General features: G+C 69.8%; 20 protein-coding genes, 1 pseudogene and 1 riboswitch. All 21 genes and pseudogenes read right to left on the bottom strand.

The features are described 5' to 3' along the window. Nucleotides 1–56 precede the first annotated feature (56 nt). The 21 genes and pseudogenes from ABZ919_RS20110 to ABZ919_RS20010 all read right to left on the bottom strand — a co-directional run bounded on the left by ABZ919_RS20110 (nucleotide 57) and on the right by ABZ919_RS20010 (nucleotide 22,349). A complete protein-coding gene (locus tag ABZ919_RS20110; RefSeq protein WP_361249374.1) occupies nucleotides 57–1,202 on the bottom strand; it encodes an LLM class flavin-dependent oxidoreductase in 1,146 nt (381 codons plus the stop codon). After that, on the bottom strand, nucleotides 1,195–2,286 hold the full coding sequence (locus ABZ919_RS20105) for an LLM class flavin-dependent oxidoreductase (protein WP_361249373.1): 1,092 nt from the start codon (nucleotides 2,284–2,286) through the stop codon (nucleotides 1,195–1,197). Before ABZ919_RS20105 ends, ABZ919_RS20110 begins: the two co-directional genes overlap by 8 nt. Next, nucleotides 2,283–3,659 (bottom strand): NtaA/DmoA family FMN-dependent monooxygenase, encoded by a 1,377-nt coding sequence (locus ABZ919_RS20100; protein ID WP_361249370.1) that lies wholly within the window; start codon nucleotides 3,657–3,659, stop codon nucleotides 2,283–2,285. Before ABZ919_RS20100 ends, ABZ919_RS20105 begins: the two co-directional genes overlap by 4 nt. 20 nt (nucleotides 3,660–3,679) lie before the next feature. Continuing rightward, nucleotides 3,680–4,894, bottom strand: a complete 1,215-nt coding sequence (locus tag ABZ919_RS20095) for an LLM class flavin-dependent oxidoreductase (protein ID WP_361249367.1) — start codon at nucleotides 4,892–4,894, stop codon at nucleotides 3,680–3,682. A gap of 117 nt (nucleotides 4,895–5,011) precedes the next feature. Continuing rightward, complete coding sequence (locus tag ABZ919_RS20090; RefSeq protein ID WP_361249740.1) at nucleotides 5,012–5,098, bottom strand: putative leader peptide; 87 nt, start codon at nucleotides 5,096–5,098, stop codon at nucleotides 5,012–5,014. A 46-nt stretch (nucleotides 5,099–5,144) separates the two neighbouring features. Then, nucleotides 5,145–5,870 carry a GNAT family N-acetyltransferase gene (locus ABZ919_RS20085; RefSeq protein ID WP_361249364.1) on the bottom strand — a complete coding sequence of 242 codons (726 nt, stop codon included), beginning with the start codon at nucleotides 5,868–5,870 and terminating at the stop codon, nucleotides 5,145–5,147. Nucleotides 5,871–5,953: 83 nt separating this feature from the next. After that, complete coding sequence (locus ABZ919_RS20080; RefSeq protein WP_361249361.1) at nucleotides 5,954–6,979, bottom strand: ABC transporter substrate-binding protein; 1,026 nt, start codon at nucleotides 6,977–6,979, stop codon at nucleotides 5,954–5,956. A gap of 65 nt (nucleotides 6,980–7,044) precedes the next feature. After that, nucleotides 7,045–7,842: an amino acid ABC transporter ATP-binding protein gene (locus ABZ919_RS20075; RefSeq protein WP_361249358.1), complete on the bottom strand. Its 798-nt coding sequence runs from the start codon at nucleotides 7,840–7,842 to the stop codon at nucleotides 7,045–7,047. Beyond that, a complete protein-coding gene (locus tag ABZ919_RS20070) occupies nucleotides 7,839–8,819 on the bottom strand; it encodes an amino acid ABC transporter permease (protein ID WP_361249355.1) in 981 nt (326 codons plus the stop codon). The genes ABZ919_RS20075 and ABZ919_RS20070 overlap by 4 nt, the downstream gene beginning before the upstream one ends. 320 nt (nucleotides 8,820–9,139) lie before the next feature. Continuing rightward, nucleotides 9,140–9,248: riboswitch (SAM riboswitch) on the bottom strand. Nucleotides 9,249–9,286: 38 nt separating this feature from the next. Next, nucleotides 9,287–9,488, bottom strand: a pseudogene (locus ABZ919_RS20065) (hypothetical protein); the annotation flags it as partial. A gap of 101 nt (nucleotides 9,489–9,589) precedes the next feature. Further along, the gene (locus tag ABZ919_RS20060) at nucleotides 9,590–10,918 is read right to left on the bottom strand and encodes an LLM class flavin-dependent oxidoreductase (RefSeq protein WP_361249353.1); all 1,329 of its coding nucleotides are present in this window, start codon (nucleotides 10,916–10,918) and stop codon (nucleotides 9,590–9,592) included. After that, nucleotides 10,915–11,973 (bottom strand): aliphatic sulfonate ABC transporter substrate-binding protein, encoded by a 1,059-nt coding sequence (locus ABZ919_RS20055; protein WP_361249351.1) that lies wholly within the window; start codon nucleotides 11,971–11,973, stop codon nucleotides 10,915–10,917. Before ABZ919_RS20055 ends, ABZ919_RS20060 begins: the two co-directional genes overlap by 4 nt. Nucleotides 11,974–12,013: 40 nt before the next feature. Then, nucleotides 12,014–12,745, bottom strand: a complete 732-nt coding sequence (locus ABZ919_RS20050; protein ID WP_361249349.1) for an ABC transporter ATP-binding protein — start codon at nucleotides 12,743–12,745, stop codon at nucleotides 12,014–12,016. Further along, on the bottom strand, nucleotides 12,742–13,635 hold the full coding sequence (locus ABZ919_RS20045) for an ABC transporter permease (protein ID WP_361249346.1): 894 nt from the start codon (nucleotides 13,633–13,635) through the stop codon (nucleotides 12,742–12,744). The genes ABZ919_RS20050 and ABZ919_RS20045 overlap by 4 nt, the downstream gene beginning before the upstream one ends. Further along, nucleotides 13,632–14,528, bottom strand: a complete 897-nt coding sequence (locus ABZ919_RS20040) for a TauD/TfdA family dioxygenase (RefSeq protein WP_361249343.1) — start codon at nucleotides 14,526–14,528, stop codon at nucleotides 13,632–13,634. The genes ABZ919_RS20045 and ABZ919_RS20040 overlap by 4 nt, the downstream gene beginning before the upstream one ends. Before the next feature lie 1,356 nt (nucleotides 14,529–15,884). Next, nucleotides 15,885–17,699, bottom strand: coding sequence for an FAD-dependent oxidoreductase (locus tag ABZ919_RS20035; RefSeq protein WP_361249340.1), 1,815 nt, complete (start codon nucleotides 17,697–17,699; stop codon nucleotides 15,885–15,887). Then, complete coding sequence (locus ABZ919_RS20030) at nucleotides 17,699–17,962, bottom strand: UBP-type zinc finger domain-containing protein (protein ID WP_359258641.1); 264 nt, start codon at nucleotides 17,960–17,962, stop codon at nucleotides 17,699–17,701. Before ABZ919_RS20030 ends, ABZ919_RS20035 begins: the two co-directional genes overlap by 1 nt. Nucleotides 17,963–17,967: 5 nt before the next feature. Further along, nucleotides 17,968–18,414: a thioredoxin gene (gene trxA / locus ABZ919_RS20025; RefSeq protein WP_361249337.1), complete on the bottom strand. Its 447-nt coding sequence runs from the start codon at nucleotides 18,412–18,414 to the stop codon at nucleotides 17,968–17,970. Next, nucleotides 18,411–21,050, bottom strand: coding sequence for an ATP-dependent chaperone ClpB (gene clpB, locus ABZ919_RS20020; RefSeq protein WP_361249334.1), 2,640 nt, complete (start codon nucleotides 21,048–21,050; stop codon nucleotides 18,411–18,413). The genes trxA and clpB overlap by 4 nt, the downstream gene beginning before the upstream one ends. Beyond that, nucleotides 21,041–21,415 carry a chaperone modulator CbpM gene (locus ABZ919_RS20015; RefSeq protein WP_361249332.1) on the bottom strand — a complete coding sequence of 125 codons (375 nt, stop codon included), beginning with the start codon at nucleotides 21,413–21,415 and terminating at the stop codon, nucleotides 21,041–21,043. The genes clpB and ABZ919_RS20015 overlap by 10 nt, the downstream gene beginning before the upstream one ends. Then, nucleotides 21,408–22,349, bottom strand: a complete 942-nt coding sequence (locus ABZ919_RS20010) for a J domain-containing protein (protein WP_361249329.1) — start codon at nucleotides 22,347–22,349, stop codon at nucleotides 21,408–21,410. The genes ABZ919_RS20015 and ABZ919_RS20010 overlap by 8 nt, the downstream gene beginning before the upstream one ends.

The raw sequence follows: 22,349 nt of genomic DNA, 5'->3' as shown, positions 1-22,349 counted from the left end.
CGGCCGTCGGGGCGGGCGTGTGTGTCGTCGTGTGGGGACCGAAGTCCTCCCGAACATCAACTCGACTGGAAACGCCCCCGCCGGCGCCATTCCTCCGCGAGCAGTTGGTACGACCTCACCCGGTCCGTGTGGTCGTGGGTGATCGTCGTGATGAGCAGCTCGTCGGCTCCCGTGGCCTCCTGGAGTTGTTCCAACTGGTCGGCCACCCGGCCCGGTGAGCCGACGAACTGGGTGTCGAGGCGGTCCTGGACGAGGGCCCGGTCCTCGTCGGTCCATGGGTGGGCGCGCGCTTCCTCCGACGTCGGGTACTCGATGGCGCCCTCGGCGGTGCGAATGCTGCGGACCCACGGGCCGTATCCGGTGGCGAGTGCGCGGGCGGTGGCGTCGTCCTCGGCGACGACGACGTCCGCCGAGACGCTGACGTACGGCTTGTCGAGGAACTCGGAAGGCTGGAAGAAGGACCGGTAACCTTCCACCGCCTCCAGGACCGTGGCCGGGCTGACGTGGTAGTTCGCCGCGAACCGCAGACCGCCCCGGCCCGCGACGGCGGCGCTCTGACCACCGCTGCTGCCCAGGATCCACACCTCCACGTCGGCGCCCTCCCCCGGCACGACGTGCGCCTCGACCCCCTCCGGGGAGCGGTAGGTGCCGGCGAGCAGGGCGAGGATGTCGTCGATCTGCTCGGCGTAGTCCTGTGACTCGGCGCCCGGCAGGAGAAGCAGCCTGCGCTGCAGCGCGATGCGGGGTGACCCGAGCAGATGCTCGAAGGAAAAGCGGGGCGGGATCAACAGGCCGTTCGGGGTGCGGCCGTCGACGACCGGGGTCGCCGTCGGCAACGGTGCGGCCGGCTGTCCCGGCGGGCGGCCGCCCGAGCGGCCCAGGCCCAGGTCGAAGCGGCCCGGGTGCAGCGCGTCGAGCAGGCCGAACTCCTCCACCGTGGACAGCGCCGTGCGGTGCCCGAGCTGCACGGCCCCGGAACCGAGCCGGATGGTGGAGGTGGCGGATGCGGTCAGGGCCAGGAGGACTGCCGGTGACGTGCCGGCCACGCCCGGATTGAGGTGGTGCTCGGCGAACCAGTAGCGGGCATATCCGAAGCGCTCGGCCTGCTGTGCGAGGTCGATGGAGTTGCGCAGAGCGTCGGCTGCCGTCGAGCCGGAGGGGATCGGGACCAGGTCGAGAACGCCGAGGGCAGTATCAGACATGGACGGACTCCTGGGTGAGCGGTGGCGCCGGAAGCACGGGCCCCCACACGAACGGCGGGTCCGGGATCTCGCGGCGCAGCACGGGGGCGGCCTTGGACTGGAACAGCTCGAGGGAGGCACGGTGCTGGGACTCCGTCAGCCCGCTCGCGTCGGCGTGCAGGTGGAGCACGGTGTGCCCGAACTGTTCGTGGTAGCGGTGCACCTTGTCGATGACCTGTTGCGGGCTGCCGATCAGAGCGGAGCTGCGTTCGACGAAGTCCTCCAGGGTCTCGAAGACGACCGGCAGGCCGGCCTGCTTGAAGAACGCGAGGTTGGACTCGAAGACCGGCCGGTACGCGGCTGCCGCCTCCTGCGAGGTGGGGGCGACGTAGATGCCCGCCGTGCCCGCGCCGACGGTGATCTGCGCAGGGTCGTGACCGTAGTGCTCCCACCGGTCGCGGTAGTGGCGGATCAACGCGGCATACGGCTCGATGGGGTTGGTGACGTTCGCCGAGAAGAGCGGGTCGCCATAGCGGGCGGCCAGGTCGACCGACTCCTTGCTGGTCGCGCTGCCGTGCCAGACCCGGACCGGCCGCTGATACGGCCGCGGCCACACCTCGGCGTCCGTCAGCGGGGGACGGAAGCGGGTGTCGGCGGTGACCTTGTCCTGGCGCCAGATCTTCCGGAAGACCTCGTAACTCTCGGCGTTGCGATCCCACTGGTCCTCCGGCGTGACGTGGAAAAGGTCGCGCTGGGCGGCCCCGTTGCCCTTGCCGATGATCAGTTCGAGACGGCCGTTGGAGAGGTGGTCGAGGGTCGCGTAGTCCTCGTAGGCGCGGACCGGGTCGAGGAGGCTGAGCGTGGTCACGGCGGTGAACAGCCGGATCCGCTTGGTCAACGCGGCGACGTGGCTCAGTACGACCGGCGGCGACGAGGAGATGAACGGCCGCTCGTGCCGCTCCCCCACGCCGAAGCCGTCGAAGCCCAGTTCCTCGGCGAGCAGGGCGCTGTCGAGCACCTCGCGGAACCGGTCGTGCGTCGGCTTCCGGACACCGGTGACAGGGTCCGGGCGGTGCACGATCAGGGTGATCGCGAGGAACTTCACGAGGCCACCCGCTCGTCCGACACGTCGTCGGGGTGGGCGAGGCCGAGGTGGTGGCGGAGGGTCGGGCCCTCGTACTCGGTGCGGAAGACACCCCGTTCCTGCAGGAGCGGGACTACCTGGTCGGCGAAGGCGTCGAGGCCGGTGGGGGTGATGTGCGGGACGAGGATGAAGCCGTCGCTCGCGTCGGCCTGGACGTACTCATCGATGGTGCGGGCGACCGTGGCCGGGGAGCCGACGAAGTTCTGGCGGTTGCCGGCGTTGATGACCAGGTCTCGGATGGACCAGTTGTTGGCGGCGGCCAGCTCACGCCACTGGCGCGCGGTGGCCAGCGGGTCGCGGTACATGCGCACTTGGGCGCGGCCCTTGGAGATGTGGTCGTCGCTGACGTCCGGGTCGATGTCGGGCAGCGGGCCCTCGGGGTCGTAGGAGGACAGGTCCCGGTTCCAGACGAACTCCAGGTGCTTGATGGCCGTGGCTCCGCTGACCTGCTGGCGGCGCACCTCCTTGGCCAGCTCCTCCGCCTCGGCATCGGTGTCGGCGAGGACGAAGGTCGCGGCGGGCAAGATCAACAACTGGTCATGGCGGCGGCCGTACTTGGCGAGGCGGCTCTTGACGTCCGTGTAGAAGGCCTGGCCGCCCTCGAGGGTGGCGTGGCGGCTGAAGATGGCGTCGGCGGAGGAGGCGGCGAACTCGCGGCCCTCCTCCGAGTCACCGGCCTGGAAGATGACGGGTCGGCCCTGCGGTGAGCGCGGGACGTTGAACTGGCCGTGGATGTCGAAGTGTCGCCCGCTGTGCACGAAGGAGCCGGCCTTCGCGTCGCGCAGGAAGACGCCTGCGGCCTGGTCGGCGATGATCTCGTCGCCGTGCCAGGAGTCGAAGAGTTCGTTCGCCGTGGCCAGGAATTCCTTGGCGCGGGAGTAGCGCTCCGATTGGGGCAGGAAGCCGCCGCGGCGGAAGTTCTCGCCGGTGAAGGCGTCCCAGGAGGTGACGACGTTCCAGGCGGAGCGGCCGCCGGAGAGGTGGTCGAGGCTGGCGAACTGGCGGGCCACCTCGTACGGCTCGTTGAAGGTGGAGTTGATGGTGCCGGTCAGGCCGAGGTGCTCGGTGACGGCGGCGAGCGCGGCGAGGACGGTGAAGGTGTCGGGGCGGCCGACGACGTCCAAGTCGTAGATCTTGCCGCCCTGTTCGCGCAGGCGCAGGCCCTCGGCGAGGAAGAGGAAGTCGAACTTGGCGCGCTCGGCGGTCTGTGCGAAGTGGACGAAGGAGCTGAACTCGATGTGGCTGCCGGCGGCCGGGTCGCTCCACACGGTGGTGTTGTTGACGCCCGGGAAGTGGGCGGCCAGATGGATCTGCTTCAGCGGTTTGCTGGTCATGTCGGTGCTGTCCTTCCGGCTCAGGCGGTCGCTGCGGCGTAGCGGTTGGCGGGGCGGGACAGGCCCAGCAGGCCGCGCAGGGTGTCGGCTTCGTAGGTGGTGCGGAAGGCGCCCCGGCGCTGGAGCTCGGGGACCAGGCGCTGCGTGATGGCGGGCAGGTCGTGTCCCGCGACCGCGGGCCGCAGCCGGAAGCCACTCAGGCCCGCTGTCCCCCACTCCTGGAGCAGATCGGCGAGTTGATCCGGCGTACCGGTGAAGATGCGCGCGTCGCTGGTGTACGGCTCCTCCCCCAGGGCGTCGAGGCGAGCGCGCCGGTCCTCGGCGGCGGCCTGCTCGTCGTCCAGGAACACCACCAAGTCACCGAAGACATGCAGGAGTTCCCCGGCGCGCCCGGCCGCCTCCTGCTCGGCGTGGATCTCGGCGACGATCGCACGGGCGTGGTCGGCGTCGTGCGGGGTGACGTAGCCGACGTCGGTCTGGCGGGCGACCAGCCGGTACGGGACGGTCTGGTGGGCGAGGGAGGTGACCACGGGCTGCCCCTGCGGCGGACGCGGGGTGATGGAGGGGCCCTTGACGCTGAAGTGCCGGCCCTCGAAGTCGATGTAGTGCAGCTTCTTCCGGTCGATGAAGCGGCCGGTGGCGGCGTCCCGGATCTCCGCGTCGTCCTCCCAGCTGTCCCAGAGCCGGCGCACGACCTCGACGTATTCGGCGGCTTCGTCGAAGTGCTCGGTGAGCCGCCGCTGTCCGGCGGGGTTCTGCAACTCCTCCAGGCTGACCGGCGGGAAGGTGCGGCGGCCGAAGTGGTCGGCCTCGTGCGGGCGGGCACTGATCTGCACCCGCAGGCCCGCGCGGCCGGTGCTGACATAGTCGAGGGTGGCGATCGCCTTGGAGATGTGGAACGGCTCCGTGTGGGTGGCGATCACGGTCGGGACCAGGCCGATGTGCCGGGTCAGGGGTGCGATGCGGGACGCGGTCAGTACGGCGTCCAGGCGGCCGCGCACCTGGTCGGTGCGGCCGTCCAGCTCGCCGTAGTGCGAGGACTGCAGGCCGAGCCCGTCCTCGAAGGTGACGAAGTCGAGCAGGCCGCGCTCGGCCTCGGCGACCAGATCGGCCCAGTAACCGGCGGTGAACAGGTCCCGGGGGCGGGCGACTTGCTCGCGCCAGGAGGCGGGGTGCCAGCCGGTGCCGTCCAGTGCGACGGCAAGGTGCAGATGAGAAGGGGGAGTTGAGGACACGAGGATGCCTTCCTGGAGGTCCGTACGAGATCGCCGGCCTGCGGGAATCGGGGCGCACGGCGGTGGGCGACCGCAGGGAGATGGGGACGGGGGGTCCGGCCGAAGGCTGGGTGAGGATCAGGAACAACAGAGGGCGCCGGCCACGCGCTGGAGGTCGATGTGCAGCCGACTGTGGAGGCGGACGGCACGCGGTACACGTGTCACGCGGCCCACCTCCGAGTCATCGCCTTCGACAGGGACAACGGCATGGCTATGCCGTTTCTTCCAGTACGGCGGCTTCGGTCTGCCGTACAAGTGAGAAGACCGTACGGCGGCGCAGGGTGAAGCCGATCGACTCGTACAACCGGATCGCGTTCGCGTTGTCGGCCCTGGCGTGCAGAAAGGGCTGCTCGCCGCGCTCCTTGATGCCGGCTGCGACGGCACGGACCAGGCGGGTGGCCAGACCCCGGCCGCGATACGCCGGGTCGGTGCACACGGCGCTGATCTCGGTCCAGCCAGGTGGACGGAGGCGTTCGCCGGCCAGGGCGATCAGGCGACCGCGGTGGCGGATGCCCAGGTAGGTGCCCATCTCGACGGTGCGGGGCAGATAGGGGCCGGGCTCGGTGCGGGCGACCAGGTCGAGGATCTCGGGCACGTCGTCGGAGCCGAGCCGTACGGCCTCGGGGTCGGCCTCCGCGCGCAGGCCGGTGTCCACGAGCTGGACGCCGTGTCCGGTGCCGATGACCTCCCAGCCCTCCGGCGCCTCGGTGACGCCCCGCACCGAGGCGGTGCCACCGGGGCCGACGAGCGCGGCGAGGTCGCCCCAGGCGCGCGGGTCGTCCTCGTCGGAGACGGCGTGGAAGGGAGCGACGTCCTGGTGATAGCGGGCGGCGTTGCCGATGCGTTCGGCGAAGTGGGCGTGGGGCCCGGTGAGCGCGGCCCAGGCGGGGTTGTCCAGGATGTGCGGGAAGCTGGCGTCGAGGGTGGTGACGGACATGGTGTGGCGGTCTCCGGTGTCGGCTCGGTGTGTCCGGCGGGCGGGGAGTCCCCCGCGGGGCGGGGGGTCCCCGGCCCGCGGTGTCAGGAGTTGTCGAGCGGCAGGCCCGGCGGGTTGACCTCGGACTTGGCGACGGCCTCGTCGGAGAGGTTGTAGGCCTTGAGCCACTCGGCGTACTGGCCGTTCTTGATCAAATAGTTGATGGCGTCGGAGAGGGGCTTGGCGAGTCCGCTGTCCTTCTTCGCCGTTGCCGCGATCAGGCCCTGGAGGCTCGCGCCTGCGCCGGAGTAGGTGCCCGCGGTGCGGGTGGCGTTGGGCGTGTTGGCGACCTGACGGTTGTGGTAGGCGAAGCCGGGGTTGGGACCGAAGGAGGCGTCGATCTTGCCGCTGTTCAGGGCGAGGTAGGTGCTGGAGCTGTCCTGGAAGTACTTGACGGTGAGCTTCTTGCCCTCCTTGGCCAGCTTGGCCTTCCACTCCAGGAGGATCTTCTCCTGGTTGGTGCCGGAGCCGACGGCGATCGTCTTGCCGGCGAGGTTCTCGTAGGTGCCGTCGAAGTTCCAGGTGCTCTTCTTCGGCACGATGAAGGCCAGGTTGTCCTGCCGGTAGGAGGCGAACTCGTACTTCTTCTTGCGCTCCTCGGTGTCGGTGACGTTGGAGAAGGCCACGTCGACCTTGCCGCTGTCGATGCCGACGAAGAGGTTCTCCCAGGTGGAGTTCTTGACCTCGGCCTTGAGCCCGAACACCGCGGCGACCAGGCGGCCGAGGTCGGGCTCGGAGCCGGTGAGGGTCTTCTGGTCGTCGCCGACGTACGCCAGCGGGGGAAACCCGGCGGGCAGGGCGCCGATGCCGATCTCCAGCGTGCCGCTCTTCTTGACGGGGGCGGGCAGTTCGGCGCTGATGGACTTGACCTCGGAGACCTTGATGGTGGTCTGGGTTGCGGCGCCGTTGGAGACCCGTCCGATGACGACCTCGCCGGACTTGGCGCCTTCGGTGGTGGTGGCCGCGTCGCTGTTGCCACCGCAGGCGGCGAGCCCGGTGGCGAGGCAGGCGACGGCGGTCGCTGCGGTGATGCCGCGTATCAGGCTGCGTCGGGTGAAGTGGGTGGGCATGGCCGTTCCTTGTTCGCTGGAGGTGATGAGGGTGGTGTGGGGGGAGGTCTTGGGGGTGCGGCGGGTCAGAGGACCTTGCTGAGGAAGTCCCTGGTCCGCTCGTGCCGGGGTTTGTCGAGGACCTCGAAGGGCGGGCCCTGCTCGATGATCTTGCCGCCGTCGATGAAGACGACCCAGTCGGCGATCTCGCGGGCGAAGCCGATTTCGTGGGTGACGATGACGAGGGTGGTGCCGCTGGTGGCCAGGTCCTTGATGACGGCGAGGACTTCACCGACCAGTTCGGGGTCGAGGGCCGAGGTGGGTTCGTCGAAGAGGATGACGCCGGGGCGCAGGGCGAGGGCGCGGGCGATGGCGACGCGCTGTTGCTGGCCGCCGGACAGTTGCCGCGGGTAGGCGCCGATGCGTTCGCCGAGGCCGACGCGTTCGAGGAGTTCCTTGGCCAGTTGCTGCGCCTCGGGCTTGCCGAGCTTGCCGGTGGCGACGGGTGCGGCGGCCACGTTGTCCAGCACGGTCAGGTGTGGGAAGAGGTTGAAGTTCTGGAAGACGAACCCGATCCGGCCGCGCTGGGTGAGGATGGCCCGCTCGCTCAGCTCCTTCAGGCGGTCGCCGTGCCGCTTCACGCCGATCAGCTCGCCGTTGATGGTGACGTAGCCGATCTCTGGCTTCTCCAGGTGGTTGATGACCCTGAGGAGCGTGGACTTGCCGGAGCCGGAGGGGCCGAGGATCACGGTGACCTCGCCGGGGCGGACGGTCAGGTCGACCCCGTCCAGTACCCGGTGGGTGCCGTACCACTTGTGCACGTCGTGGACTTCTACGGTGGCGGCCTCGACGTCCGCCAGGGCTTCGAGCGGCTCGGCGGTCATACGGTTGCCTCCCGTCGGATGCGGACCCGCAGGTCGGAAAGACCGATGCGGAGCTTCTGCAGGGGCGTCGGCGGCAGGCTGCGGGTGGCTCCGCGGGCGTAGTGCCGCTCGACGTAGAACTGGACGACGGACACGATGCTGGTCAGGATCAGGTACCAGACGGTGACGACCAGCAGCAGCGGCACGATGTCGCCGGGGTAGGTGGACCCCATGGTCTGCGCGGAGCCGAACAGGTCGAGCAGGGAGACGTAGAAGACCAGTGAAGTGCCCTTGATCAGGCCGATGAGCTGGTTGACGTAGTTCGGGATGATCGAGCGCAGCGCCTGCGGGAAGACGATCCTGCGGAACTGGTAGCTCTTGGGCAGGCCGAGCGCGGCGGCCGCCTCATGCTGGCCCTGGTCGACGGAGAGGATGCCGCCGCGTACGACCTCGGCCGCGTAGGCGGCCTCGTTGAGGCTGAGGCCGACGACGGCGACGACCATGTCGGTGGCGAGTTTCGACTCGTCGAAGGAGAAGAAGGCCGGGCCGAAGGGAATGCCGACGCTCACCGTCTTGTACAGCGCGCTGAAGTTGTAGAGGAAGATCAGTACCACGATGAGCGGGACGGATCGCAGCGCCCAGACGTAGGTCCAGCTGACCGCGCGCAGCACCGGGCTCTTCGAGAGGCGGCCCAGTGCGAGCACGATGCCGCCGGCAAGGCCCAGCACCGCACTGTAAGCGGTGACTTCGAGGGTGATCAGCAGGCCGTCGAGGATGGTGGGCCGCAGGAACCAGTAGCTCCAGCGGTCCCACTGGTAGAAGGGGTTGGTCACCAGTCCGTGCACGAACTGGGCGACCAGGACGAGTACGACCGCGGTGACGATCCAGCGGCCTGGCTGTCGCACCGGAAGAACTCGCTGCGCAACGAAGGATTTTGACGGACCGTCGGTGGTCGGCGGCTCGGCCAGGGCGACGGTGGCACCAGGGGGTTCACTCATGGTGGGCTCCGGCTGGGTCGGACCTCCCGGAAGCACGGCGGCATGCGGCGGCGCACGACGGCGGGTACCGGGGGCGGGGAGGACGACGGCACACCGCGGTCGCGGTGTTCGTCAGGAAGTGCGGGGGCTGCGGGGAGAGGTCAGCCCCGACAGCGGGCGCGGCCCGGCGCGGTACACAGTGCGCTGTTCACGCGGAGCAGATCGACGGCACGATCGCCGACGAGCAGGTTCGCATACGACGGTACGCAGCTCCCGGAGCGGCGTGCGGCCGTCCTGGGAGCTGCGTACATGGCGTCACCGTCACTCTTCCGGCCCTGTGGGCCTCGCGCTTACCGAAACTTCATCGGCCGGGTCGTCACCTGGGGCACCCCACCGCGGTGGGAGGGTTGCCGGTCAGCAAGCCAGGGCTTGTCGCTGACGCTCATGACCGTTCTGGGCGGTATTTAAAGCAACGGCCCGAACATTTGTCAACGCCGGTCCAGCAGGTGGAAAGGCAGGCGAGCGGTGTGTGCCGTCCGGTCCAGGATCCGGACGGCCGCTCCGGCGGCCTCCAGGCCCTGGCAGCGGGCGCGGTGGCGGCGTTCGATGCCGTCGATGTCGAGGCGGACGCCGAGCGCCGGGGGCGGCGAGCATGCGGGCGTAGGCCCACAGGGTGGGGTGACCGGCGACGGATCAGGGCTTGAGGCGACCGGTGCCGAACATCGCGGCCGACCAGGCCGTCAGCGCCGCCGCGAGGCCCCAGACGGGAAGCGGCGGGAGTGGCGAGCGGGTCAGCCATGGAACTGGTTCGCCGGGATGGGCAGCCCGTAGTGCTCACGCAGGGTCGCGCCCTCGTACTCCTCGCGGAACAGCCCCTTGCCGCGCAGGATCGGCAACACATGCTCGACGAAGGCCGCGAGGCCCGACGGCAGGGCGGGCGCCATGATGTTGAACCCGTCCGCGGCACCGCCCTCGAACCAGGTGATGATCGTGTCCGCGATCTGCTCGGGTGTGCCGATGAACTCGAAGTGACCGCGTCCGCCGCCGAGCCGGGAGATGATCTGCCGGACCGTCAGCTGCTCACGCACCGCGAGGTCGATGATCAGGTCGGAGCGACTCTGCGAGCCTTCCAGCTTCGGCCTGGCGAGGATGAAGCCCGGTAGGGGCTCGTCGAGTTCGAAGACCGACGGCTTGGTCTCGGACACGGCGGCCAGCTGACGCAGCCCGTACTCCGGAACGCGCAGCTCGTCGAACTGCCGGGCAAGCGCCCGGGCCTCCTCCTCGGTCGACCCGATGTACGGGACGATGCCCGGCAGGACGATCACACCGTCCGGGTCGCGGCCTGCGGCCCTGGTCCGCGCCTTGATGTCGGCGTAGAAGGCGGCGGCGCGCTCGTACGTCGTGTGCGCGGTGAAGATCGCCTCGGCGTGGCGGGCCGCGAAGTCCTTGCCGTCCTCGGAGGAGCCGGCCTGGACGAGCAGCGGGTAACCCTGCGGTGGACGCTCGACATTGAGGGGGCCGGCCACCTTGAAGTACCGGCCGCGGTGGTCGAGGCGGTGCAGACGCGCGGGATCGGCGTAGCGTCCGGTGGTCCTGTCCGCGAGGACGGCCTCGGACTCCCAGCTGTCCCACAGCGCCTTGGCGACCTTCAGGAACTCGTCGGCGCGGGCGTAGCGTTCGGCGTGGCCGGGGCGGTCGTCGAGGCCGAAGTTGGCGGCCTCGTCGGCTCCGGCGGAGGTGACGATGTTCCAGCCGGCGCGGCCGCTGCTTACGTGATCGACGGACGCGAGCCGGCGGGCGAGGTTGTACGGCTCGTTGTAGGTCGACGACACGGTCGCGATGAGGCCGATCCTGCTGGTCGCCTGGGACAGCGCGGTCAGCAGCGTCAGCGGTTCGAGCTGGCCCGGCGGCCGGAACTCGCCGGTGCCGATGAGTGCCGGGCCGTCCGCGAGGAACAGCGAGTCGAACTTGGCGCTCTCGGCCAGCTGCGCCAGCTCGATCCAGTGCCGCAGGTCGAAGTCCGCCCGGGAATTGCTGTGCGGGAGCCGCCACGCCGCCTCGTGGTGGCCCGCCTCCATGAGGAAGGCATTGAGATGGAGCCGACGCCGTCTCGCGCTCATGAGGTGACCTTCAGCTTGGAGCTGTCGTAGCCGGCCGGGAGGAGGTTGTCGGTGATCGACTTGACGTCGACCCTCTTGGTGATCTGGCCGGCCTCCAGGAAGGCGTCGGCGAGCTTCTGCTCCAGCTCGACGTCCGACTGCTCCACCGGGGTCACCCGGTTCGAGTAGGCGGCCAGGGACGCCTTGGCGTCGGCCGGCGGGATGCCCTGCTCCTTCGAGAGCGCCTGCGCGTATTGGCCGGGGTTCTTGACGGCCCAGGCGAACTCTCGCGAGAGCCTCTTCAGTACGTCCGTGAGAGCGGCACGCTTGGTCCTGTCCTTCAGCGACGTGTCACTGGCGACGTAGTAGCTGCTCGTCTGGTCGATCGGCGGGAGCCCCTTCACCAGGATCCGCGCGCCGTTCTTGACCGCGATGGCGGACTGGGGGTTCCAGATCGACCAGGCGTCCACCTTGCCGGTGTTGAACGCCGTAGCGCCGGCCGCCGGGTCCAGGAAGGTCAGCTTCACGTCCTTGGGGGTGAGGCCGACGCTCTTCAGCGCGTTCAGGGCCAGGCCGTGGGCTGAACTGCCCTGCGGAACGGCGATCTTCTTGCCCTTGAGGTCGGCGGCCGTCTTCAGCGTCGAGCCCTTCGGGACGATGATGTTCTCCACCGCCTGGTCGGGCGTGAGCGAACGGTTGACGGCGACGACCTTGAAGCCGTACTCCTTCGCGGCACCGGTGATCGGCGGCACGTCGCCGACGCTGCCGAGGTCGATGTCGCCCGAGGCGGCGGCCTGCACGAGGGGCGGGCCGTAGGTGAAGCGGGCGAACTTCACCTTGTAGGGCGCTTTGTCGAACACGCCGGTGATCTTCGCCAGCTCCTGGCTGCCGTCGCCGCCGTTGTCGCCGATGGTGAAGGTGTACTTGCTCCACTCGGGGTGCTTGGCGTCGCTCGCTGCGACGGCGTTGCTCAGGGGCGCGGCGCTGTCCGAAGACGACGATCCGCACGCGACGAGGGTGCCCGCCAGGGCGAGCGAGCCGATGGCGCCGATGAGTCTGGTGGTTCTCTTTCGCATGGTTGTCGTGCTTTCTGTGCTGGGAGGGTGTTCGGGGAGGTCAGTGCCGGCCGGCGAGGCCGAGGTCTTCCAGGAGCCGGGCGCGGAGTTCCTCGCGCGCGACGTTCGCTTCGCGGTCCGCGGCGGAGAGGTGCACGTCGTGCGAGGTGCCGATACGGCCGTTGCTCATGACGACGATGCGGTCCGCCAGGGCGATCGCCTCGTCGACGTCGTGGGTGACGAGCAGCATGGCGGCGTGGTGCTTGGTCCGCAGCGCCCGTACGAGGTCGTGCATGCGCAGCCGCGTGATGGCGTCGAGGGCCGCGAACGGCTCGTCGAGCAGCACGAGTTCGGGCTCCGAGACCAGCGCTCGCGCGAGCGACACCCGCTGGGCCTCGCCACCGGAGAGCTCCTTGGGCCATGCCTTCTCACGGCCCGAGAGCCCGACCTCGGCGAGCACGTCGAGGGCCCGCTGCTCCGCGTCGGACCCGTGCAGGCCGAGGGTGACATTGCGCAGCACCCGCTGCCACGGCAGCAGCCGGTCGGCCTGGAAGACGATCGCGCGCCGTGCCGGGACCTCCACGCGCCCTCCGTCGGGCCGGTCCAGTCCGGCGAGCAGCCGCAGCAGGGTGCTCTTGCCGCAGCCCGAGGGGCCGAGCAGGACCACCAGCTCCTCGTCGGCGATGGTGAGGTCGAGGTGGTCGAGGACCGTCCGGTCACCGAACCGGCGGACCACCTGCTCGACCACGACCCCGGTCTGCCGACGGGGCTCCGTCGCGATCGTGCTGCTCATGACGCCTCATAACTGGGGCGCCACCGCAGCAGCACCCGCTCGAGGACCCGGACGAACTGGTCGGCGAGCAGACCTAGGAGCGAGTAGATCACCAGTCCCACGAAGACCTGGTTGGTCTGGAGATACGTCTGCCCCTGAGTGATGAGGAAGCCAAGTCCCTGGTCCGCGTTGACCGTTTCGGCTGCCACCAGGCCCAGGACGCTGTAGGCGAGAGAGAACCGGAGGCCGACGAGGAAACCGGGAAGGGCTCCGGGCACCAGCACCCGCGTCACCAGGCGCCAGGTGCCCGCACCCGTCGTGCGCGCCATCTCGATCAGCCGCTGGTCGACGCCCCGGATCGCGGCGAACAGGTTGAGATACATCGGGACACCGGCGCCGAAGGAGATCAGCAGCACCTTGGTGAGTTCGTCGATGCCGAACCACACGATCATCAGCGGCAGTACGGCGAGGAGGGGGATCGTGTTGAGCACCTGCACGAGGCCGTTGAACAGGTACTCGCCGCTGCGCAGCAGCCCGCCGAGCACGCCGGTGACGATCCCCACCGTCAGCCCGATCGCCAGACCGATGCCGGCCCGCTGCAGCGACATGGTCAAGTCGGGCCCGAGGACGCCCTGTTGCCACAGGTCGGCGGCTGACTTCACGATCGAGGTCGGCGCCGGGGCGTAGGTCTTCGACACCACTCCGGCCCGGGCGAGCGCCTCCCAGGCGATGAGGATCGCGACCGGAGTCGTGTAGATCCCCAGCGGCCAGCGCAGGGACTCGCGGAGTGTGCTGAACGGTGTGCTTCGGCGGGCGTCGCGCGGCAGGAACACTTCGCGTGCCCGCGCGCTCGTCGTCTCGGCGTCCGGGCGCTCGGTGACGGCCGGCGACTTGAGGCTGAGCTCGGTCATGCCGCCACCGCCAACACGCCGCTGTAGTGCGAGGGATCGCCGACGAGCTGCTCGCTGCGGCGGCCGTCGACACCGGTCGGCACCTCACCCGCGACCGTCACCCGGTTGAGGCGGCGCGGGTGGTCGTCGTAGTTGTCCACCCCGTAGTGCTGGGTGATCCGGTTGTCGAAGATCAGCAGCTGGTTTCGGGACCACCTCCAGCGCAGGATGTTCTCCGGGCGCGTCACGTACGACTGGAAGATGCGCAGCAGATCGGCCGATTCGCTGCCCGACAGGCCGACGATCCGCTTGGCGAACCCGCCGATGAACAAACCGCGTTCACCCGTCAGCGGATGCACCCGCACGACCGGGTGCTCCGCCTCGTAGGGCGTCGAGACGAAGATGCGGTCGTACTCCTGTTGTTCGGCGGTCGCGGCTGCCGGGCGCGCGTAGTCGTACTGGTTGGTGTGCACGACGCGCAGCGTGTCGGCAAGGGAGCGCAGCGGTTCGGGGAGGTCGCGGTAGGCCGCGGCGGCGTTGGCGATGAGGGTCTCGCCGCCGTAGGGCGGGATCACGACGGATCGGAGCGTGGTCAGCTGCGGCGGGTTGACCACGAAAGTGACGTCCGTGTGCCATGCGTTGGCCTTGGAGGTCTCACTGTCGACGGCGAGCACGTTCGTCGTGCCGTCTGCCGCCGGCACGTTCGGATGAGCGGTCGTCAGCTCGCCGAACCACCCGGCCACACGCTCCTGGTCGGCGTTGTCGAGCCGCACGTCGTCGAACACGATCGCCTTGTGCTCGTTGAGGGCGTCTCGGAGCGTGGTGATCGTCGAGAAGTCCGGCGGCGCCGCGAGGTCGACGCCCTCGACGACTGCGCCGATACGGCCGGTGAGCTTGCGGATGGACGGAGGCATGAGGGGGTCCCTCCCGGACGGATGGGCACACCAAGGCGTGCCGGACAGCTGGATGAAGGCGCTGGTAGCGCGCAGGACTGATCGACCCGGCACGCGGAACGCCGAATCGGCCGGGCCGGAGAGAAAAAGCGTGGTCGCAGGACCGCTACGGCCGCGTTCTCAGCGACCCAGTCGGTGTACGCGAAGGGGCTCCCGGCTCATACGAGGCGGAGAGCTCGCACGAGGTGGATACGACGATCCGGTGGGAAAGCATCGCCGTGCGGGCGGTTTCCGCCTCGGCCAGGCGCGCGCCGACTACGCACACCGGCCCATGCCGGCGACCGCCTGCCGGGTCAGCGACAACAAGACGCGCTGGAGACGTGCGCCAGATCGATGTGGCGCCGCCGGGTCAGGTCCACGCGCGGGTTCATGGGACGGGAGTTCAGCAGACGGCCACCACGTTGGTCAATGCTTTCCCGGACAGGTCTTGCATGACGGACACGCAGAACCTCTGCGCCTGTCGACGGCCGCCGCTCGGTACTGCTCGCCCACCGTGGCCGACAGCCGCGCAGGATCCGCTCAATCGAGGCGCAAGAAGGCACGCAGGCGTCCCAGCGGTGAGACGCCCCTCCGCCATGTTCGACCTTGACACTCTCAGGGGTGGACGACGTACGTTGAAAAGGAGATTCCTGACAGCCGGAGGCTTTGATGCACGCACCGCGCGGCACCGCGCGGTGCGTGCACCGGTGCACCGTTCATCACCGGGCGGCACGTCGACTGCTGCCGTATCTCCTGCGCTGTCTGTCCTTCCGTACGCGCCTGACCCCTGCCGGCCGTCCCGTCGGCTGTCTCGTCGTGGCCCTGTGGCGGCGCGTCCTCGTGCTTCCCGGAAGGAACCCCCCCATTGACCGGCTCCGCCCTGCACCTCGCCGTCGCCGTCGACGGCGCCCCCCGCGGCCTGGCGCCGCGCCGCCCACTCCCCCGATCAGCTGCTCACCCCGCCCCGCGTGGCCCAAGTCGCCGCCATCGCCGAGAACGCCGGGTTCACCCTGATCACCCTGGATGACGGCGTGCTGCCGCCCGGCGTCTCACTGGATCCGGTTGGCGTCAAGAGCCGAGCCGATCGTCGGGAACGGTTTGCAGATGCTCGCCCAGAAGCCACTTGGGGCCGCAGCACTCGACGACGAGGAACCCGACGAGCCGGCCACCATGGCCGAGGAAGATGGCGACGAGTGAGCCCCGAACACAGCCTGGGGTCTCGGCCCCCGGCATGTAGCGTCCCGGCCTCCCGTGGGATCTCCGGCTGCCTCTCGCGCCCGCACGGAGTGGTCCAGCAGGCCGCCACCCGCGGTGGCGGCCTGCTGGACTGGCCATTCGTCATGCGAGCCATGCGGACTCCTTGTGACGTATGCGTGGGGAGGCGTCCGAGTGGCCCGCGACGGCTGGCGTGCCCGTGGTGCCGGGTGCGGCCGAGTGCCCCAGGTGCCGGTGCACGAAGTGGATGGCCATCGCGCCCTCACCGGCCGCGGAGGCCACCCGCTTCACCGAGCCGCTGCGGACGTCCCCCACCGCGAAGACCCCGGGCAGGCTGGTCTCCAGGGTCATGTTCGAGCGCCCGCGGCCGTGCCACACCTCGGGGGAGGCGCAGGCTTCCTGGGCCTCCGGCCCGGTGAGGACGAAGCCGCGGGAGTCGAGGGCGATGGTGTCGGCGAGCCACTCGGTGTGAGGGTCGGCTCCGGTGAAGACGAACAGGCTCCGTACCCGGAGCCGGCGGTGCCCGCCCGTGCGGTTGTCGACCACGTCGAGCTCCTCCAGCACTTCCTGGCCGATGACCTCGGTGACCTCGGTGTGCAGCATGACCTCCACCCGCGGATGGCGCTCGACCTGGTCGACCAGGTAGCGGGACATGTTGGCCTCAAGGCTGGCTCCTCGGACCAGCAGGTGCACCTTCGGTGCGTACCCGGCGAGAAACAGCACCGCCTGGCCCGCCGAGTTGCCTCCGCCGACGACGGCCACCGGGTCGTTGCTGCACTGCTGGGCCTCGTAGACGGTCGCCGAGTAGTGCACGCTCGTTCCCTCCAGGCGTTCGATGCCGGGCACCTGGAGCCGGCGGTAGCGGGCACCCATGGCCAGGACTACGGCGCGGGCGGCGATCTCGCTGCCGTCGGCGAACGCCACCACGTAGTGGTCCTCGTCCTTGGCGTGGAGGCCGGTTGCCTCCAGCGGAAGGCTGATCCTTGCGCCGAACTTGTCGGCCTGGAGCACGGCGCGTTCGGTGAGTTCGGCGCCGGAGATGCCGGATGGGAAGCCGAGCAGATTCTCGATGCGGGACGACGTACCGGCCTGGCCGCCCGTGGCCATCGCCTCCACCACCGCGGTGCTCAGGCCCTCGGAGGCGGCGTACACCGCGGCAGCGAGGCCGGCGGGTCCGGAGCCTACGATGAGGACGTCGCCGCGACGGTCTCCGTCGGGCAGTGACGGCAGGCCGATGAGCCGGGCCAGTTCCGCATTGCTCGGGTTGCGCAACAGGGTGGTGTCCCGCCAGATGACGAGCGGTGTCTCCTCCGGGCCGACGCCGAAGCGGCGCAGCAGCTCCTCGGCCTCCTCGTCGGTCTCCAGGTCGATCCAGCGGTGCGGCAGCCGGTTGCGGATGGCGAACTCGCGCAGCCGCCTGGTGTCGGGCGAGTAGCGCGAGCCGATGATGCGGAAGCCGGCGCCCTGTCCGACGAGCAGCGCGCGACGGCCCAGACAGGCGCGCAGCACGACGTCGCCGATGGTGGAGTCCTGGGACACCAGGTGGCGCAACTGGTCCAAGGGGACGACGAGGACCTCGCCGGGCTCCTTGGCGACAGCGGTGTAGAAGGCCACCTGTCCGTACAGCAGGCCGAGTTCGCCGATGAAGCGACCGGGGCCGTGCACGCGCAGCACGTGCTCCTCGGGAGTGCCGTAGTCCTCGACGACGGCTACGGAACCGCTGAGGACGACGAAGAACGTCTCGCAGCGCTCCCCCTCCCGGATCAGCACGTCGTCCGGAGCGATGTTCCGGCGTTGCCCGTGCTCCGCCAGACGTGCTGTCTGGTCCTCGGTGAGGCGCGGATACGCGCCGTAGATGTCCGGGGTCTCCCAGAAGGCGGCCTCGTCCGCTTTCTCCGGCACCGGTGCTTCGCCCGGCGGCGGCTGGTCGCCGGACATCAGACGAACGCCTCGTGAACGTAGCACCAGCGCCATTCCTCGCCGGGCTGGTACGACTGCACGATCGGATGAGCGACGGCAGCCGCGTGCTTGCGCGCGTGCTTGTTCGGCGAGGAGTCGCAGCAGCCGACGTGCCCGCAGGTCAGGCAGAGCCTCAGGTGGACCCACGGGGAGCCGAGCATCAGACACTCCTGACACCCTTCTGGGGTCAGCGGCTGGACCGGCCGGACGAGCGCGAGGTGGGGGTCTGCATGCAGGGTCATCCGGATCACCCTTTCCGGGCGGTGAGCGACTGTTCCACCCACTGGCGCAGAGCGGGGGCGGGCGCCGCCCCCGTCTGCCGGGCGACCGTCTCGCCCTGGTCGAGGATCAGCAGTGTCGGTACGGCCTGGACCTCGAAACGCTGCGACAGTCGCGGGTTCTTGTCGATGTCGACCTTGACGAGTTTGATTCGGCCGGCGAGTTCGGTGGCGACCTTCTCCAGTGCGGGGCTGACCATGCGGCAGGGGCCGCACCAGGTGGCCCACAGGTCGACCACGACGGGGACGTCGGCCCGCTCGGCGACCTCGGTGAAGTCGTCGTCGCCCGCGTCCACGATCCACGGTAGGGGCTGCTTGCAGTGGCCGCACTTGGGGTGGCCCTCCGCGGCCACGGGCACCCGGTTGGTGCGCCCGCAGTGGGGACACCTGACGGTCGTCGCCTGCGTCGTGCTCATGCCGCCCGCGCTCCCTTCACGTCCTCGGGCTGGTCGTAGGTGACCACCAGCTCTCCGTGTTCGGCGTCGACGCGGACCGTCGCTCCCTCCTGGACGTCACCGCGCAGCAGGGCGCGCCCGACCATCGTCTCGACCTCGTGGGAGATGTAGCGGCGCAGCGGCCGGGCCCCGTACACCGGGTCGTAGCCCTGGTGGGCGATCAACTCCCGGGCAGCTTCGGTGAGTTCGACGGTGATGCGGCGTTCGGCGAGCCGGCGGCGCAGCTCGTCGAACTGCAGCTCCACGATCCGCTCGATCTGCCGCTCGCCGAGCGGTTTGAACAGCACGATGTCGTCGACGCGGTTGAGGAACTCCGGGCGGAAGTGCCCGCGCAGCTCGCCCATCACCAGGGCGCGGGCGTCCGGCTTGATCTCGCCCTCGGCGGTGGCGCCGTCGAGGAGGTGCTCGGAGCCGATGTTCGACGTCATGATGATCACGGTGTTGCGGAAGTCGACGGTTCGGCCCTGGGAGTCGGTGATGCGGCCGTCGTCGAGGACCTGCAGCAGGGTGTTGAAGACATCGGTGTGCGCCTTCTCGATCTCGTCGAACAGCACGACCGAGTACGGCTTGCGGCGTACGGCCTCGGTGAGCTGGCCGCCTTCCTCGTAGCCGACGTATCCGGGTGGTGCGCCCATGAGCCGGCTGACGGTGTGCCGCTCCTGGTACTCACTCATGTCGAGGCGGACCATGTTCTCCTCGGAGTCGAACAGGGCCGCCGCGAGGGTCTTGGCCAGTTCGGTCTTCCCGACGCCGGTGGGGCCGAGGAAGATGAACGAGCCGATGGGGCGGCGCGGGTCGCGGATGCCGGAGCGGGCGCGGATGATGGCGTCGGCGACGAGTTTGACGGCCTCGTCCTGGCCGATGACGCGCTCGCGCAGGATCTCGTCGAGGCGCAGCAGCTTCTCGCGTTCGCCCTCCTGGAGACGGGCGACGGGGATACCGGTCCAGGCGGCGACGATCTCGGCGATCTCCTCCTCGGTGACGACCTCGCGCAGCAGCCGGTTCTGCCCTTGTTTGGTGGCCAGTTGCTCCTCCTCGGCCTTCAGCCGGCGCTCCAGCTCCTGGAGGCGGCCGTAGCGGAGTTCGGCGGCGCGGTTGAGGTCGTAGGCGCGTTCGGCCTCCTCCGCCTCGTGGCGGACCTGCTCCAGTTCCTGGCGTAGTTCCTGCACGCGGCGGATGGCCTGCCGTTCGGCCTCCCACTGGGCGCGTTTGGCGTCGGCCTCGCCGCGCAGGTCGGCCAGTTCCTTGCGCAGTTCCTCCAGGCGAGTTCTGCTGGCGGCGTCGGTCTCCTTGGACAGGGCCGCCTCCTCGATCTCCAGGCGGGTGACGCGGCGGGTGATCTCGTCGAGTTCGGCGGGCATCGAGTCGATCTCGGTACGCAGCCGGGCGCACGCCTCGTCGACGAGGTCGATGGCCTTGTCGGGCAGGAACCGGTCGGTGATGTAGCGGTGGCTGAGGGTGGCCGCGGAGACCAGTGCGGTGTCCTGGATCTTCACGCCGTGGAAGACCTCGAGGCGTTCACGCAGTCCGCGCAGGATGGAGATGGTGTCCTCCACGCTCGGCTCGTCGACCAGCACCTGCTGGAAGCGGCGTTCGAGAGCGGCATCCTTCTCGATGTGCTGGCGGTACTCGTCGAGGGTGGTGGCGCCGATCATGTGGAGTTCGCCGCGGGCGAGCATCGGCTTGAGCATGTTGCCCGCGTCCATGGCCCCTTCGGCGGCGCCCGCGCCGACGACGGTGTGGAGTTCGTCGACGAAGAGCAGGATGCGTCCCTGGGCGGCCTTCACCTCGGACAGGACGGCCTTGAGGCGTTCCTCGAACTCGCCGCGGTACTTGGCACCGGCGACCAGGGAGCCCATGTCGAGAGCGAACACCGTCTTGTCGCGCAGGCCCTCGGGGACGTCGCCGCGGACGATGCGCTGGGCCAGGCCCTCGACTATGGCGGTCTTGCCGACGCCGGGATCGCCGATGAGGACGGGGTTGTTCTTGGTCTTGCGGCTGAGGATCTGAGTGACGCGGCGGATCTCCGCATCACGGCCGATGACCGGGTCCAGCCGCCCGGACCGAGCCTCGAGGACGAGGTCGCGGCCGTACTTCTCCAGAGCCTCATAGGCCACTTCAGGGTTGGCGGAGGTGACGCGCTGGTTGCCGCGGACCTGGGTGAGCGCGCTCAGGAACGAATCCCGGGTCACGCCGTGCTCCTTGAGCAGGCGTCCGGCGGCGGTCGCCGAGCCCTCCTCGGCCAGGGCGAGCAGGAGGTGCTCCACGGACACGTACTCGTCCTTGAGGCGTTTGGCCTCCCGCTCGGCGGCATCGAGCAGGCGGGACAGGCGCTGGGTGACGAAGACCTGGCCGGGTGCCGCTCCGGGACCGGTGACCTTCGGGCGGCGGGAGAGTTCCTCGCGCACGGCCGCCCGCAACTCGTTCGGGTCGGTACCGGCCTGTTGCAGCAACCGTGGGATCAGACCGTCCTCCTGTTCGAGAAGCGCGAGCAGCAGGTGTTCCCCGTCGACCTCGGTATGCCCGATGCCGACGGCCGCGCTCTGGGCCTCCTGGAGAGCTTCCTGGGACTTCTGGGTGAGACGGTTCATGTCCATGGGGGTGTTTCACTCCTCGTACCGGCGCGGCGCAGGGCGGCTTCGAGCATGCTGATGCGGTCCAGCAGATCGAGCACCAGGCCGATGGATGCGTAGTTGAGGCACAGCCCGGTGCGCAGCCGCTGCACGCGGGCGAGGACGGCCGGTGCCGTGGGTTCGAACACCAGCCCTCCGGAGGCGTCGCGCTCGGCCTCGACCAGCCCCAGAGCGACGAACCGGCGGACGAGGTCGGGGTGCACGCCGGACTGGCGGGCCACGGTCTGCAGAGAGAGCCTGGGCACCGGCACGATTGCGTACCGGACGCGTGCCGACGCGAGAGCTGTCAGCCGAGACGCCTGGCGCGCCTCGGCGCGTGGGTCACTCATCGTGTCTCCTGGGGTCGAACGACGAGACGGCGGCGAGCTCCTCGAAAAGTGCGCGCTCCCGGTCGTTGAGCCTGGACGGCACCATGATCCGGAGCTCGGCGTAGAGGTCGCCGTTGGGGCCGCGCGGGTTCGGCATGCCCTCACCGCGCAGTCGCAGCCGCCGGCCACTGGACGAGCCCGCGGGCACGTTCACCTTGGCCGTCGCCCCACTCGGCGTGGGCACCGGAACCGTCGCGCCCAGCGCGGCCTCCCAGGGGGTGACCGGAAGCTGCACGTACACGTCCCGGCCGTCGAGGCGGAACTGTGGGTGCGGCTGGATGCGCACTCGCAGATACAGGTCCCCCGGGGGCGCGTCACCGTTGCCCCGGCCGCCCTCGCCCGCCAGCCGGATACGCTGCCCGTCGGTGACACCCGGTGGCACGTCGACCTCGTACCGCCGCGGCTGCCCGGTCGGCCCGGCGAGCGTGACGGTGCGACGGCCTCCGCGGTAGGCCTCCTCGACGGTGAGCGGCAGTTCGGCCTCCTGGTCGGCTCCGGGGACACGCATCCGTCCGGCGCCCCCGAAGAACGAGCCGAACAGGTCGTCGATGTCGACACCCTCCGCGCCGAAACCACTGGTGGCGTACCGGCCCCGAGGGCCGCCCCCGGTGGACCAGCGGAAGCCGCCGCCGGGTCCCGCGCCGGCACCGACCCGCTCCTCCCAGTCCTCGGGAACCTTCCGGAAGTCCTCGCCGAAGCGGTCGTAACGGGCCCGCTGGTCGGGGTCGGACAGGGCGCTGAAGGCCTCATTGATCTCCTTGAACCGCTCCTCCGCCGCCGGGTCCTTGTTGACGTCGGGGTGGTACTTGCGGGCCAGCTTGCGATACGCCCGCTGGATCTCGTCCTTGTCGGCGTCTCGCGGGACCCCGAGAACCTCGTAGAAATCACGTGCCAT

Origin of the sequence: Streptomyces sp. NPDC046759 (assembly GCF_040645475.1) — a bacterium.
Classification (GTDB): domain Bacteria; phylum Actinomycetota; class Actinomycetes; order Streptomycetales; family Streptomycetaceae; genus Streptomyces.
The sequence above is the reverse complement of the archived record's forward strand: the minus strand, read 5'-3'. Positions and strand labels throughout refer to the sequence as shown.